The 14,470-nt window shown below is 72.3% G+C and carries 15 protein-coding genes; 1 reads left to right on the top strand and 14 read right to left on the bottom strand.

The features are described from left to right. Window positions 1–2: 2 nt before the first annotated feature. The gene (locus IF09_RS0121500; RefSeq protein ID WP_030298132.1) at window positions 3–1,250 is read left to right on the top strand and encodes an APC family permease; all 1,248 of its coding nucleotides are present in this window, start codon (window positions 3–5) and stop codon (window positions 1,248–1,250) included. On the opposite strand, the gene IF09_RS0121495 is transcribed toward IF09_RS0121500, so the two are convergent. The 14 genes from IF09_RS0121495 to IF09_RS0121430 form a co-directional block, all read right to left on the bottom strand. Beyond that, on the bottom strand, window positions 1,234–1,758 hold the full coding sequence (locus IF09_RS0121495) for an SMI1/KNR4 family protein (protein ID WP_030298130.1): 525 nt from the start codon (window positions 1,756–1,758) through the stop codon (window positions 1,234–1,236). The genes IF09_RS0121500 and IF09_RS0121495 overlap by 17 nt on opposite strands. Before the next feature lie 99 nt (window positions 1,759–1,857). Continuing rightward, complete coding sequence (locus IF09_RS0121490; RefSeq protein ID WP_037635626.1) at window positions 1,858–2,838, bottom strand: glycosyltransferase family 2 protein; 981 nt, start codon at window positions 2,836–2,838, stop codon at window positions 1,858–1,860. Between the two features lie 39 nt (window positions 2,839–2,877). Continuing rightward, complete coding sequence (locus tag IF09_RS0121485; RefSeq protein ID WP_030298126.1) at window positions 2,878–3,270, bottom strand: YccF domain-containing protein; 393 nt, start codon at window positions 3,268–3,270, stop codon at window positions 2,878–2,880. Next, window positions 3,267–4,130, bottom strand: a complete 864-nt coding sequence (gene htpX, locus IF09_RS0121480; protein ID WP_030298125.1) for a zinc metalloprotease HtpX — start codon at window positions 4,128–4,130, stop codon at window positions 3,267–3,269. The genes IF09_RS0121485 and htpX overlap by 4 nt, the downstream gene beginning before the upstream one ends. 269 nt (window positions 4,131–4,399) lie before the next feature. Beyond that, window positions 4,400–5,947, bottom strand: a complete 1,548-nt coding sequence (locus IF09_RS0121475) for an NADH-quinone oxidoreductase subunit N (RefSeq protein WP_051832723.1) — start codon at window positions 5,945–5,947, stop codon at window positions 4,400–4,402. Next, a complete protein-coding gene (locus IF09_RS0121470) occupies window positions 5,944–7,509 on the bottom strand; it encodes a complex I subunit 4 family protein (protein ID WP_030298120.1) in 1,566 nt (521 codons plus the stop codon). The genes IF09_RS0121475 and IF09_RS0121470 overlap by 4 nt, the downstream gene beginning before the upstream one ends. A 38-nt stretch (window positions 7,510–7,547) precedes the next feature. Then, window positions 7,548–9,548, bottom strand: a complete 2,001-nt coding sequence (locus IF09_RS0121465) for an NADH-quinone oxidoreductase subunit L (RefSeq protein ID WP_030298118.1) — start codon at window positions 9,546–9,548, stop codon at window positions 7,548–7,550. Beyond that, the gene (gene nuoK / locus IF09_RS0121460; RefSeq protein WP_030298116.1) at window positions 9,545–9,892 is read right to left on the bottom strand and encodes an NADH-quinone oxidoreductase subunit NuoK; all 348 of its coding nucleotides are present in this window, start codon (window positions 9,890–9,892) and stop codon (window positions 9,545–9,547) included. Before nuoK ends, IF09_RS0121465 begins: the two co-directional genes overlap by 4 nt. After that, window positions 9,892–10,491 carry an NADH-quinone oxidoreductase subunit J gene (locus IF09_RS0121455; protein ID WP_037635625.1) on the bottom strand — a complete coding sequence of 200 codons (600 nt, stop codon included), beginning with the start codon at window positions 10,489–10,491 and terminating at the stop codon, window positions 9,892–9,894. The genes nuoK and IF09_RS0121455 overlap by 1 nt, the downstream gene beginning before the upstream one ends. Next, window positions 10,488–11,096 carry a NuoI/complex I 23 kDa subunit family protein gene (locus IF09_RS0121450; protein ID WP_030298112.1) on the bottom strand — a complete coding sequence of 203 codons (609 nt, stop codon included), beginning with the start codon at window positions 11,094–11,096 and terminating at the stop codon, window positions 10,488–10,490. The genes IF09_RS0121455 and IF09_RS0121450 overlap by 4 nt, the downstream gene beginning before the upstream one ends. Further along, on the bottom strand, window positions 11,096–12,055 hold the full coding sequence (locus IF09_RS0121445) for a complex I subunit 1/NuoH family protein (protein ID WP_030298111.1): 960 nt from the start codon (window positions 12,053–12,055) through the stop codon (window positions 11,096–11,098). The genes IF09_RS0121450 and IF09_RS0121445 overlap by 1 nt, the downstream gene beginning before the upstream one ends. Then, entirely contained in the window at window positions 12,052–13,440 is a 1,389-nt protein-coding gene (locus tag IF09_RS0121440) for an NADH-quinone oxidoreductase subunit C (RefSeq protein ID WP_063607407.1), read from the bottom strand. Before IF09_RS0121440 ends, IF09_RS0121445 begins: the two co-directional genes overlap by 4 nt. Further along, a complete protein-coding gene (locus IF09_RS0121435) occupies window positions 13,437–14,039 on the bottom strand; it encodes an NADH-quinone oxidoreductase subunit B (RefSeq protein WP_030298107.1) in 603 nt (200 codons plus the stop codon). The genes IF09_RS0121440 and IF09_RS0121435 overlap by 4 nt, the downstream gene beginning before the upstream one ends. Continuing rightward, window positions 14,030–14,437 (bottom strand): NADH-quinone oxidoreductase subunit A, encoded by a 408-nt coding sequence (locus IF09_RS0121430; RefSeq protein WP_030298105.1) that lies wholly within the window; start codon window positions 14,435–14,437, stop codon window positions 14,030–14,032. Before IF09_RS0121430 ends, IF09_RS0121435 begins: the two co-directional genes overlap by 10 nt. Window positions 14,438–14,470: the final 33 nt, after the last annotated feature.

Raw genomic sequence — 14,470 nt, 5'->3', positions numbered from 1 at the left:
CCGTGGACAACGAGTTGAAACGCACGCTGGGAGTCTTCGACGCCGTGGTCGTCGGCCTCGGGGCGATGGTCGGGGCCGGCATCTTCGCCGCGCTCGCCCCAGCGGCAGCCGCAGCGGGTCCCGCGGGCGGTGCGCTGCTCGCCGCCCTCGCGGTGGCGGCCTTGATCGCCTACTGCAACGCGCACTCCTCTGCGCGGCTGGCCGCCCGGTATCCGGCCTCCGGCGGGACCTACGTGTACGGGCGGGAACGGCTCGGCCCGTTCTGGGGATATCTGGCCGGCTGGGGCTTCGTCGTCGGCAAGACCGCCTCGTGTGCGGCGATGGCGCTCACCGTGGGGGCGTACGTGTGGCCCGGGCAGCAGCATGCCGTGGCCGTCGCGGCGGTGGTGGCGCTGACCGCCGCGAGCTACGGGGGTCTGCAGAAGTCCGCCCGGATCGCGCGGGTGATCGTGGCGGCGGTACTGGCCGTGCTGGCCGGGGTCGTGGTGGTGTGCCTGACCTCCGGCGCGGCCGGGGCGGAACGGCTCGGCGGTCTGGCCGGGGGCGGCGCCGGCGGCCTGCTCCAGGCGGCCGGCCTGCTGTTCTTCGCCTTCGCGGGATACGCCCGGATCACCACCTTGGGCGAGGAGGTACGCGATCCGGAGCGCACGATCCCGCGGGCGGTGCCCCTCGCCCTGGGGATCGCCCTCCTCGTGTACGCCGCGGTGGCGGTGGCGGCGCTGTCGGTGCTGGGCGCCGACGCCCTGGCGGCTTCGACGGCCCCGCTGGCCGACGCGGTGCGGGCGGCCGGACAGCCCGGACTGACCCCCGTGGTCCGGGTCGGTGCCGCCCTGGCGGCGCTGGGCTCGCTGCTGGCCCTGGTGCTCGGGGTGTCGCGGACCACCCTGGCGATGGCCCGGGACGGCCATCTCCCCCGCGCGCTGGCCGCCGTACATCCACGGCATCAGGTGCCGCAGCATGCGGAGCTCGCCGTGGGTGCGGTGGTCGCGGTGCTCGCGGCGACCACCGATCTGCGGGGTGCGATCGGTTTTTCCTCGTTCGGAGTGCTGGCCTACTACGCGATCGCGAACGCTTCCGCTTGGACTCTCGATTCAGCTGTCAAGGGCCGGGCCGTGGCAGCGGTCGGGCTGTCCGGCTGTGTCGTGCTGGCCTGCGCGCTGCCCCTTGCGTCGGCGGTCGCGGGGGCTGCCGTGCTGGCCGCGGGCGCGCTGGCCTACGGCCTGCGCGGGCGGCTCACACGCGGGATCTGAACTCGGCCCAGGGCGCCAGGTCCAGGTCGTACTCCTCCCCCGCCGCGGAGTCCTCGCAGTACCAGGCGGTGCCGTCGAGCCAGCCGCGCAGCCAGTCGGCGAGGCTCGGGGTGTCCATGAACCAGGCGAGGTCCGGATCCCCCAGGTTCGGGTCGAACAGCAGGACCTGGGCGGTCTCCGAGCTGCAGTCGACGCAGACGTACATGCCGCAGCCCCAGTGGGCGATCGGCAGCACGCCGCCGGGCCATTTCCATCCGGATCCGCGCATCGCCCGGTAGGTGGCGACACCGTCCTTCAGGGGCAGCAGTCCGCACTCCGGGCCGAACCCGCCGTCCCCGACGCGGGTGTAGAGACCGGCGAGCAGCGGCGGCAGCTCGAAGCCGAGTACGAGCGCGGCCCGGGCCGGCTCCTCGGCGTCCAGCGGCGCCGGCAGGGGCCTTCCGTGCCCGTCCGCAGCATCGTGCGCGCGGGTGGCGACTTGCTCCAGCAACTGCTCGGTCTCGTCCATGCATCCATGGTGACCCACGCCACTGACAATCGCCCTGACCTGCACCGTCGCCCCGGAACGGGCTCCCGGGCGAACCGCCTGCGGATGCCGGATCCACCGTCAGTTCCCGGGCTCCTCCGGCCCCTTGTCGGCGTCGTCGCGCGCCGAGTCGTACCCGATGAAGTACGTGGGCCGGCGCTGTACGGCGGTGTAGATCCGGCCGATGTACTCGCCGAGCAGCCCGACGCAGATCAGCTGCACACCGCCGAGGAAGAGCATGCCGACGAACAGCGAGGTCCAGCCGGGCACGGTCTTGCCGAGCAGGAACACCACCAGCGTCCAGGCGATCATGACGAGGCAGGTGACGAAGCTGATGACGCCGAGCCAGGTCGCGAGCCGCAGCGGGGCGGCCGAGAAGTTGGTGATGCCGTCCACGGCGAGGCGGATCATCTTGCTCAGCGGGTACTTGGTCTCGCCCGCCACCCGCTCGGCCCGGCGGTACGTGACCTGCCCGCTCGGGAATCCGAGCCAGGGCACCAGCAGCCTGTACACCTGCTGCTGATCGGGCAGGGCCTTGAGGGCCTCCACGGCCTCGCGGCTGAGCAGCCGGAAGTCCCCGGCCTGCGCGGGCACCTGCTTGCCGACCATGCGGCGCATCAACCAGTAATAAGCGGCGGCGGTGCGGCGCTTGAAGCCGGTGTCGGTGCTGCGGTCGGAGCGGACGCCGTAGACGATGTCGAGGTGCTCGGACCGGGCCAGGTCCAGCATCTCCGGTATTTTCTCCGGCGGATCCTGGAGGTCGGCGTCGATGCTGGCCACGTACGCCCCGACCGAGCTGTGCAGCCCGGCGCGCAGGGCGGCTTGGTGGCCGGAGTTGCCGCGCAGCCGGACGATGCGGAGCTCGGGCCAGTCCGTACGGAACTTCTCGAGGAGTTCGGAGGTCCGGTCGGTGCTGCCGTCGTCGACCGCGAGGACCTCGTACGTGACCGCTGTGTCGTCGAGCACCGGCCGCAGGCGGCTCACCAGGGCGGGGAGGGCCTCCTCCTCGTTGTACATCGGCACGATGACCGACAGGGTCGTGGCCGTGCGCGCAGCCGACACTGGTTCTCCCTGCCCGTGAGTTCCCTCGCCGCCCGCCGTCTACCGGGAGGCGAACGGCGCGTCGGTGGGGACGATCTCGCGGCCCAGCGGCAGCAGGGCGAGCGGGACCATCTTGAAGTTGGCGATGCCGAACGGGATGCCGATGATCGTGACGCACAGGGCGATGCCGGTGACGATGTGGCTGAGGGCCAGCCACCAGCCCGCCAGGACCAGCCACAGGACGTTGCCGATGCAGGAGGCCGTGCCCGCGTCCCGGCGCTCGACCGTGGTGTAGCCGAAGGGCCAGAGGGCGTACACCGCGATGCGGAAGGCCGCGATGCCGAACGGGATGCCGATGATGGTGATGCACAGGAGCACGCCCGCGAGGCAGTAGCCCAGGAACAGCCAGATGCCGCTGAGGACGAGCCAAATGATGTTGAGGATGGTCTTCACTGACTACGGCCTGCCATCTGTTCGAGCCGGGCGATGCGCTCGGCCATCGGTGGGTGCGTGGAGAACATCTTAGAAAGGCCCTGGCCCGGTCGGAACGGATTGGCGATCATCATGTGGCTCGCGGTCTCCAGCCTGGGCTCGGGGGGCAGCGGGAGCTGCTTGACGCCGGCGTCCAGCTTGCGCAGGGCACTGGCCAGGGCGAGCGGGTCGCCGGTCAGCTGGGCGCCGGACGCGTCGGCCTCGTACTCGCGCGAACGGCTGATGGCCAGCTGGATCACGGACGCGGCCAGCGGGCCCAGGATCATGATCAGCAGCATGCCGAGGATGCCGGGCCCCTCGTCGTCGTTCGACCGGCCGATCGGGATCAGCCAGGCGAAGTTCACCAGGAACATGATGACCGAGGCGAGGGCTCCGGCGACGGACGAGATCAGGATGTCGCGGTTGTAGACGTGGCTCAGCTCATGGCCGATCACCCCGCGCAGCTCGCGCTCGTCGAGTATGCGCAGGATGCCTTCGGTGCAGCAGACCGCGGCGTTGCGCGGATTGCGGCCGGTGGCGAAGGCGTTCGGCGCCTCGGTCGGCGAGATGTAGAGCCGCGGCATGGGCTGGCGCGCGGAGGTGGAGAGCTCGCGCACCATGCGGTAGAGCTGGGGGGCCTCGAACTCGCTGACGGGGCGGGCGCGCATCGCGCGTAGAGCCAGCTTGTCGCTGTTCCAGTACGCGTACGCATTCGTCCCGAGGGCGACGAGGACGGCGATGATCAGCCCGCCGCGCCCGAAGAAGCTTCCGATGACGATGATGAGTGCGGACAGCCCGCCGAGGAGTACGGCGGTCTTCAGCCCGTTGTGCCGGCGGTGCACGGTACGCCCTCCAAATGGTGCGGCAGGGGGACCCCCGTCCGGGATCTGCGGATCTGAGGGTCTACGGTCCAGTGGACCCTCCCTTCTCGCTCAACGCGAGGTGAGGGCTTCTGGTTCCCAGGGCGTGCCGGGGCGGCCGCCCCGGTGTCCGGGGCGGCGGTGCGGCGGCGGGCGTTGCTCCGTACGGGTCACGGCGTACGTCCGGACCGTGCGCGAGCCGGCCTACGGGGCCGGCGTACAAGGCCGGCGTACGGGTCTGCCGGAGCGGGCTACTGCGGGAACAGGCTGCCCCCGGCGAACCGCAGGACGAGCTGCGGGGCGCCCGAGAGCACCACGGCGGTGACGGCCGTGATCGCGATCGCTGCGGTGACCGGCCACGGGGCCTTCGAACGGACGGCCTCGGCGGGGCCCTCCGGGGCGCGGAAGAGCAGCGCGGTCCAGCGCAGGTAGTAGTACAGGGCGATGACGACGTTGACGGCCATGACCACGGCCAGCCATCCCAGGCCCGCGTCGACCGCGGAGCGGAAGACGGTGACCTTGGCGAAGAGGCCGATGAGGCCCGGCGGCAGGCCGGCCAGGCAGAGCAGGAAGAAGGCCAGCGCGAGGGCGGCGGCGGGGCGCTCCGCGTACAGGCCGCGGTAGTCGCTGATCCGGTGCAGCGGCTTCGTGCGGGCGACCAGTGCGGCCACGGCGAAGGCGCCGAGGTTCACGGCGGCGTACATGAGGGCGTACGCGACGGTGGAGCCGATCTGGTCGCGATCGGAGTACGCGGCGGCCGCGATCGGGACCAGCAGGTAGCCGGCCTGGCCGACCGAGGACCAGGCGAGCAGCCGGACGGCGCTGCCCGGCCGGTCCGCGCGCTGGCGCAGGGCGGCGGCGTTGCCGAGCGTCATGGTGAGCGCGGCGAGGACGGCGAGGGCGGGGCCCCAGATGTCGGAGTAGGCCGGGAAGGCGATCACCGTGACGAGGATGAGGCCGGTGAAGCCGACGGCCTTGCCGATCACGGAGAGGTAGCCCGCGATGGGCAGCGGCGCGCCGACGTAGGTGTCCGGGACCCAGAAGTGGAAGGGCACGGCCGCGGTCTTGAAGGCGAAGCCGACGAGGGTGAGCGCGACGCCGGCCATGGCGAGGGTGTCGAGCTGCCCGGGGACCTCCTCGAGGCGGTCGGCGACCTGGGTGAGGTGCAGGGAGCCGGTGGCGGCGTAGACGAAGCTGACGCCCATCAGCGAGACGGCGGTGGCGGTGACGGAGGAGAGGAAGAACTTGAGGGCGGCCTCGGAGGAGAGGCGGTCGCCGCGGCGCATGCCGACGAGGGCGAAGGCGGGCAGCGAGGCGACTTCGAGGGCGACGATCAGGGTGGCGAGGTCGCGGGAGGCGGGCAGCAGGGCGGCGCCGGCGGCGGAGGACAGCAGCAGGAACCAGTACTCGCCGGCCGGCATGCGCGCGTCGCGGACGGTGGTGACCGACAGCAGCGCGGTGACCAGGGCGCCGGTCAGCACCAGGAACTCGATGACGAGCGTGAAGTGGTCGGCGGTGTAACTGCAGGCACCGGGGTCGGTGGAGAGGCAGAAGGTGGCGCGGTCGCCGGCGCGCAGCGGCAGCAGGGTGACGGTCGCGGCGGCGAGGCCGGCGACGGAGAGCCAGCCGAGCAGCGGCTTGAGCCGTTCCGGTACGAACAGGTCGGCGACCAGGACGACCAGGGCGACGACGGCGGGGAGCACCACGGGGGTGATCGCGAGCCAGTCGATGCTCTGGACGACGCTCGCGGTCTCGGCGGCCGGGGCCGTGGCGGCCGTCAGGGCGGACAGGGCCGTCATGCGTTGCCTCCTGCGAGGAGCTTCTGGACGGCCGGGTCGGTGAGGCCGAGGAGGACAGCGGGCCACAGGCCGGCGAGGACGGTGAGGGCCGCGAGCGGGGTCCAGGCGGCGAACTCGTAGCGCTGGATGTCCGCGAGTTCGAGCGCGGGCCCGGGCTCGGGCAGGGCGTTGGGGTCGCCCATGCAGACGCGTCGTACGACGGTCAGCAGGTAGGCGGCGGTGAGCAGGGTGCCGAACGCGCCGAAGGCCGTGTAGGTGAGGAAGGCGGGCCGGGACAGGCCCTGCGCCGGGTCGAACGCGCCGAACAGGGCCAGCATCTCGCCCCAGAAGCCGGCGAGTCCGGGCAGGCCGAGGGAGGCGACGGCGGCGAAGGCGAGGAGGGCGCCGAGGCGGGGGGCGCGGCCGTAGAGGGCGGCCCCGGTGGCTCCGGCGAGGGTGTCCAGATCGGCGGTCTTGTAACGCTCCTTGAGCGCACCGACAAGAAAGAAGAGAAGGCCGGTGATCAGACCGTGCGCGATGTTGGCGAACAGCGCGCCGTTCACACCGGTGGGGGTCATCGAGGCGATGCCGAGGAGGACGAAGCCCATGTGGCCGACGGAGGAGTACGCGATGAGGCGCTTGAGGTCGCCCTTGTTGCCCTTGCGGGCGAGCGAGAGACAGGCGAGGGACCCGTAGACGATGCCGATGGCGGCGAAGGCGCCCAGGTAGGGGGCGAAGGTCGCCATGCCGTCGGGCGTGACGGGGAGCAGGATGCGCACGAACCCGTACGTGCCCATCTTGAGCAGTACGCCGGCCAGCAGGACGGAGCCCACGGTGGGCGCGGCGGTGTGGGCGTCGGGCAGCCAGCTGTGCAGCGGCCACATCGGGGTCTTCACCGCGAGGCCGATGCCGATGGCGAGGACGGCCAGGAGCTGGGTGGTGTGGCTCAGTTCGCGGCCGTTGTCGGAGGCGAGGGCCACCATGTCGAAAGTGCCGCTGTTCAGCCCGATCAGCAGCAGTCCGAGCAGCATGACCACGGAGCCGAGGAGGGTGTAGAGGATGAACTTCCAGGCGGCGGCCTGCCGCTGAGCACCGCCCCAGCGGGCGATGAGGAAGTACATCGGGATGAGGACCATCTCGAAGGCGAGGAAGAACAACAGCAGGTCGAGGACGGCGAAGGTCGCGAGGGTGCCGCACTCGAGGACGAGGAGCAGCGCGACGAAGGCCTTCGGGGACGGGCCTTCGGGGAGCTTGAAGTAGCTGTAGAGCGCGCAGAGGAAGAACAGCAGCGCGGTCATCAGGAGGAGGGGGAGCGAGATGCCGTCGATGCCGAGGTGGATGCGGACGTTCAGCGCCGGGATCCAGCTGAGGTCCGTGGTCGCCTGGAAGCCGGCCGGGGCGTCGTGGTCGAAGCCCAGAGCGAGGGCGACGGCCGCGGCGAGGATCACGCCCGTCACGGTCACGCCGTGGCGCAGCACGGCCTGTTCGGGGCTTTTGCCCTTGAGGCCGGGCGGGGCCGGCAGGAGGGCCGCGGCGGCGCCGAGGAGCGGTGCGGCCACGACGAACGCCAGAAGGAACTGCATCACGGACGGGCTGATATCAATCACGGCTGACTCACGGCTCACGATCCGGCGTTGACGTTGGCGAGGACGGCGGTGGCGATCGCCAGGACCACGGCGCCGGCGAGCAGGGCGCTCAGGTAGCTCTGCACGTTGCCGGTCTGGGCCCGGCGTACGAGGCTGCCGAGCAGCCGGGGGCCGGCGCCGGCGCCGCGGACGTACGTGTCCACGACCTCGCGGTCGAGGAAGCGGACGAGGCTCGCGGCGGCGCGGACGGGGCGGACGAACAGCCGGTCGTAGACGGCGTCGAGGTGGAAGCCGTCGGCCGCGTGGCGGTGCAGGGGGCCGAGCAGCGCGCGGCCGGGGTCGGGGGCTGCGCCGGCCGGGACGGCGGGGTGGTCGTGGGTGACCTCGGCGACCTCGGGGGTCTCGGCGGCCGACTCCGCGGCGGCGGCGGACGCGGATGCGCCGGCTCCGTAGCCGACGGCGGCGGCCTTGGCCGTGGCCCGCTGCCACAGGGCGTAGGTCAGCACCGCGCCGACGGCGGCGGCTCCCGTGCCGAGGACCGAGGTGGTCAGGGACGGGGTGAGTTCGTTGCCGTCGAACCAGTCGGCGATCGGTCCGGCGGCGAGGCCGAAGCCGATCGTCGGGATCGCGAGCAGCCACAGCACGCCGGTCATGGCGACGGGCTCCTTGCCGTGGTCGGGGGCGGCGGCGCCCCGGCCGCGGAAGGCCATCAGCCACAGCCGGGCGGCGTAGGCGGCGGTGAGCAGGGCTGTCAGCACGCCGCCGACGAGCACGACCCAGCCGGCGGCGCTGGGGGCGAACTCCGAGTGGCCGCCGGCGGTGTGCTCGGCGGCGACGAGGACGGCTTCCTTGGAGAAGAAGCCGGCGAAGGGCGGGATCGCGGCGAGCGCGAGCAGCGCGATCGTCATGGTCCAGAAGGCGTCGGGGATGCGCTTGGCCAGGCCGTCCATCCGGGACATGGCGGCCAGGGAGTTCGTGCCGGCGGCGTGGATGATCACGCCCGCACCGAGGAACAGGAGCGCCTTGAAGGCGCCGTGGGAGAGGAGGTGGAAGACGGCGGCGCCGCGGTCGCCGACGGCCAGGGCCCCGAGCATGTAGCCGAGCTGGCCGACCGTGGAGTAGGCGAGCACGCGCTTGATGTCGTCCTGGGCCAGGGCGGCGAGGCCGGAACCGACCATCGTGACGGCCGCCATGACGGCCATGACCACCAGTGCGGCCTGCGAGGCCGCGAAGACCGGGAGGAGACGGGCGACGAAGTAGATACCGGCGGCGACCATCGTCGCGGCGTGGATCAGTGCGGAGACCGGGGTGGGGCCCGCCATGGCGTCCGGAAGCCAGGTGTGCAGCGGGAACTGCGCGGACTTGCCCGCGACGCCGGCGAGCAGGAGGAGCGCGATCAGCGTCGGGTGGTCGAGGCCGCCCGCGGCGACGGTGCCCAGGACCTTGGTGATCTGGAAGGAGCCGGCGTCGGCGGCGAGCGCGAACAGGCCGATCAGGAAGGGGACGTCGCCGAGCTTGGTGACGAGGAAGGCCTTGAGGGAGGCGGAGCGGGCCGCCTCGGTCTCCCAGTAGTGGCCGACGAGGAAGTACGAGCAGATGCCCATGATCTCCCAGCCGACCAGCAGCACCATCAGGTCGCCGGAGTAGACGACGAGCAGCATCGCGGAGGTGAACAGTGACACCAGAGCGGCATACGACGGGTAGCGCGGGTCCTCGCGGAGGTACGCCGTCGAGTAGAGCTGTACGCAGGTGGCGACGACGCCGACCAGCACGGCGACCAGGACGGCGAAGCCGTCCAGGTAGAGCGCGAGGTCGATCGGCACCGAGCCGGTCGGGGTCAGCTCCGTGGAGGCGACGATCGGCTTGCCGCCGCCCTGGCGTACGGCGACGACCACGGCCAGCACGGCCGCGGCCAGCGCCGGCAGCACCGCGAGGGGCCGGACGAACCCGGGGGCGCTGCGGCCGAGCAGCAGTCCCGCCACCGCGCCCAGGAAGGGCAGGAGCGGGACGAGGACCGCGAGGGTCGTGGTGCTCACGCGGTGACCTCGCTCTGGTTGTTCGGGGCGGGCTCGTGGCCCTCGGCGGTGTCGCGCAGCCGGTCCACGTCCGAGGTGCCGCGGTTGCGGTACACCATCAGCACGATCGCGAGGCCGATGCCGATCTCGGCGGCGGCGATGGCGATCGTGAAGAGGGTGAGGGCCTGGCCGGCGTGGAGGGTGTCGCGCAGCCACACGTCGAAGGCCACCAGGTTGAGGTTGACGGCGTTGAGCATCAGCTCGACGGACATCAGGACCAGGATGGCGTTGCGGCGGGCGAGCACTCCGTACAGGCCCGTGCAGAAGAGGAGCGCCGCGAGCACGGCGGGATAGGCGAGGTGCATCAGCGCTGCTGCCCCTTCGTCTTGTCGTCGGGTCCACTGGCGGCGTCGTCCCTGCGGGAGAGCACGATGGCGCCGATCAGGGCCGCGAGGAGGAGGACGGAGAGGGCTTCGAAGGGCAGGACCCAGTGCTGGAAGAGCATCTCGCCGGTCACTTCGGTGGAACCCTGGGCGGGGCCGTCGAGATCGATCCAGGTGGTGCGGAACGCGTCGACGACGACCCAGACGAGTGCGGCGGCCGCGACGAGGGCGACGCCGACGGCGACCCAGCGGTTGTTCGAGTCGGCGTCCGGGGAGCGGCCGATGGGGGCCTTGGTGAGCATCAGCCCGAAGAGGAGGAGGACGACCACGGAACCGAGATAGATCAGGACCTGGACCCAGGCGATGAACTCGGCGGTCAGCAGCAGGTACTCGACGGCGATCCCGCCGAGCGCGACGACCAGCCAGAGGGCGGCGTGCACGAGCTGCTTGGTGGTGACCGTGATCGCGGCCGCGCCGAGGGTGGCGAGGCCGACGAGGACGAAGGCGATCTCGACGCCGGTCGGGGAGAGGAACCCGTTGCCCGTCGCCGCGGCGGCCAGGGTGGTGGCTGCGGGGGTCACGCGTCTCCCTCCGGGGTGTTCGGGGCATCGGTGTCGGGCGCGGCGGGTGCGGCCGGCTCGGCGGCAGCGGCAGCTGCCGCGGCGGCGGCGGCCTCGGCCTTCTCCACAGCCTTGCGGGCGGCGGCGATCTCCTTGGGCTCCTCGGCGGCCGGGTCCAGGGCGGGCGGCGCCGGGACCGTCCACATCCACTCGCGCAGCTTGTCGCGCTCGTGGGTGAGTTCGAGGATGTCCGTCTCCGCGTACTCGAACTCCGGCGACCAGAAGAGGGCGTCGAAGGGGCACACCTCGATGCAGATGCCGCAGTACATGCAGAGGGAGAAGTCGATGGCGAACCGGTCGAGGACGTTGCGGCTGCGCTCGCGGCCGCCGGGGGCGGCGGCCGGGACCGTCTCCTTGTGGGAGTCGATGTAGATGCACCAGTCGGGGCACTCGCGGGCGCACAGCATGCAGACCGTGCAGTTCTCCTCGAACAGTCCGATGACCCCGCGGGTGCGGGGCGGGAGCTCGGGCTGCACCTCGGGGTACTGGGCGGTGTGCGCGCGCTTCGTCATCGTGCGCAGGGTGACGGCGAGGCCCTTGGCGAGGCCGGATCCGGGGATGGGCATTACTGGATCGCCACCTTCACGATGCCGGTGAGCGCGATCTGGGCGAGCGCGAGCGGGATGAGTGTGGTCCAGGCGAGCTTCTGGAGCTGGTCCTCGCGCAGCCGCGGGTAGGTGACGCGGAGCCAGATCACGACGAAGGCGAGGACCGCGGTCTTGAGGAGCGTCCAGACCCAGCCGTCGGCGACGGGCCCGTGCCAGCCGCCGAGGAACAGGACGGTGGTGAGGGCGCAGAGGACGACGATGCCGGCGTACTCGGCGAGCAGGAACAGCGCGAAGCGCAGGCCGGTGTACTCGGTGTACGCGCCGAAGATGATCTCGGAGTCGGCGACGGGCATGTCGAAGGGGGGACGCTGGAGTTCGGCGAGGCCGGCGATGAAGAAGACGAGCGCGCCGGTGATCTGCCAGGGCAGCCACCACCACTGGAAGGCGCCGACGATGCCGGGGAGGGACACGGTCCCGGCGGCCATGGCGACGGACGCGGCGGCGAGCAGCATGGGGAGCTCGTACGCGAGGAGCTGCGCGGCGGTGCGCAGGCCTCCGAGCAGGGAGAACTTGTTGGCGGAGGCCCAGCCGGCCATCAGGCTGCCGAGGACGCCGACGCCCATGACGGCGAGTACGAAGAACAGCCCGGCGTCGATGACCTGGCCGACCGCGCCTTCGCCCGGGCCGATGGGGACGGCGATGAGGACGAGGAGGTACGGGAGCAGGGCGACGGCGGGGGCGAGCTGGAAGATGCGGCGGTCGGCGCCTGCCGGGACGACGTCTTCCTTCTGCGCGAACTTCACGCCGTCGGCGACGAGCTGGGCCCAGCCGTGAAAACCGCCGGCGTACATGGGGCCGAGGCGGCCCTGCATGTGCGCCATCACCTTGTGCTCGGTCTGCCCGACGACGAGCGGGAGCACGAGGAAGACGGCGAAGACGACGATGAGTCGCAGGGCGACGTCGAGGACGTCGTTCACGCGTCGCCTCCGTTGTCGGATTCGGATTCAGGGGTGTGGCCGGTCCCGGCCGCGGACTCCGCGCCGGGGTCGGCCGTGCCGGTGTCGGCGGTGCCGGGGTCGGCCGCGCCGGGGGCGGCCGCGCCGGGGGCGGGTGCCTTCGGCTCGGCCTCGGGCCTGGGGCCGGCCTTCGGCGTGGACTTCGGCTCGGCCTTGGGGCCCGGGCGGTCGGCCGCGGGTGCGGAGCCAGGCTTGGGTTCCGGTGCCGGTGCCGGTGCCGAGTCCTGCTCCTGGTCCGCGAAGGCGGGCTGGGGATTGTGCCAGGGGGCGTCCGTGCTCCGGGGGGCCGGGCGCCTGCCCGGCGCCACCGTGCGCCCGGCGGCCGCCTGGCTCGCCGAACCGTCGGCTGCCGAACGGGCACGGCGGGCCGGACGCGGAGCGTCGTCGGCCTGCGGCGCGTCCTCTGCCGGGGCGGCAGCTGGCGGCGCGGCCGGCGTCGCTGCGGCTTCCGCCGGCGGGACCGCCTGGCTCGCCGAGCCGTCCGAGGCCGTGCGGGTGCGGCGGGCCGGGCGCGGGGCCGCGGGCTGCGTCTCGGCCGGGGCGTCTCCCTGCGCTTCCGCCGGCGGGACCGCCTGGCTCGCCGAGCCGTCCGAGGCCGTGCGGGTGCGGCGGGCCGGGCGCGGGGTCTCGACCGCGGCGGCTTCCGGCGTTGCCGCGGCCTCCGCCGGCGGGGTCGCCGGGGCGTCCGTTCCCGGGCGGGAGCGGCGAGCCGGGGCGCCCTCGCGGGGGGCGCGGGCGGTGCGGGCCGGGCGGGTGGGGGCCGGCGGGAGCTGGCCCTTGAGCGGGCCCCAGTCGTTGGGGTCCGGGACGCCCGGCGGGAGCATCTGGCGGCGCTTCGGGGCGTCGGGGTCGTGCGCCTCGCCCGGCTCCTTGGCGCCGGGCCAGGCCTTCGCGACGCGCGCGGCCAGGACGAAGTCCTTGCGCAGCGGGTGCCCCTCGAAGTTCTCCGGGAGGAGGAGGTGGGCGAGGTGCGGGTGGTCCGTGAAGACCACGCCGAACATCTCGTACGTCTCGCGTTCGTGCCATTCCGCACCCGCGTAGATCGCGACCGCGGAGGGGAGGGACGGAGCGGAGTGCGGGACCGTCGTACGCAGGAGGAGACGGCGTACCCGGCGGTTTTCCAGGGACACGACGTGCGCGCAGATCCGGAAGCCGGTGCCCGGCTCGTCCACCGCGCTCAGCCAGTCGAAGTAGGTGCAGCCCAGCTTGTCCCGGGCGATCTCCAGCGACGGGATCCAGCTGCCGGCCGGCACGTCGACCGTCAGCACCTCGTACTCGGACGAGGCAACGGCCTCCGCGCCGAAGACCGTCGCAGCCGCGTCGGGGAGGGAGTCGTAGAGGTTCATGCGCCGGCCCCCGGTGCGGGCGGCGGCGTGACCAGGCCGCTGGTGAGCTGCGCGACCGACGGCCCCGCCGCGTAGCGGTCCGCGAGCGACTCGCGAGCGATCTTCTCCTGGAGCTTGAGGATGCCCTGCAGCAGCGCCTCCGGGCGGGGCGGGCAGCCGGGGACGTAGACGTCGACGGGGATGATCTGGTCGACGCCCTTCGTCACCGCGTAGGAGTCCCAGTACGGCCCGCCGCAGTTGGAGCAGGCGCCGAAGGAGATGACGTACTTCGGCTCCGGCATCTGCTCGTACAGCCGCTTCACGGCCGGGGCCATCTTGTCCGTCACCGTGCCCGAGACGATCATCAGGTCCGCCTGGCGCGGGCCGGGCGCGAAGGGGATGACGCCGAGGCGGATGAAGTCGTGCCGGGCCATCGACGCGGCGATGAACTCGATCGCGCAGCAGGCGAGGCCGAAGTTGAAGACCCACAGGCTGTAGCGGCGGCCCCAGTTCAGGACCACCTTCATGGGCTCCGGGGCGAGGCGGGAGAGGACTCCCAGGCGCTTGGGCTCCGGGAGCAGCTGGGGCTCGGCCGACGTCACGGCCGGTGTCACGTCCATTCGAGGACGCCCTTCTTGTACGCGTAGAGCAGGCCGACGGCCAGGAAGCCCAGGAAGACGAACATCTCCACGAGCGTCGTGGCGCCGTAACCGGCGGCGGCGAACACCGTCGCCCACGGGAAGAGGAAGATCGAGTCGACGGCGAAGATGACATAGAGGAACGCGTAGACGTAGTAGCGGACCTGGGTGTGCGCCCAGCCCTCGCCGACGGGGTCCACACCGCACTCGTACGTCAGCAGCTTCTCAGGAGTCGGGACGACTGGTCTCAGCAGGCGGCCCGCACCGAACGCGACGGCCACGAAGAGCACACCGAGGACGGCCAGCAGGCCGACGACCGAATAACTCCGGAAATAGTCCGCTGCGAGCACGGTTACGGTCGATACCGTTGGGTCGGGCACGTCCGTTCCTCGCTCCTTGGCCACTGTCGACGA

It is taken from the genome of Streptomyces katrae (genome assembly GCF_000717655.1).
Taxonomy (GTDB): domain Bacteria; phylum Actinomycetota; class Actinomycetes; order Streptomycetales; family Streptomycetaceae; genus Streptomyces; species Streptomyces katrae_B.
This window is presented reverse-complemented; position numbering and strand designations above follow the sequence as displayed.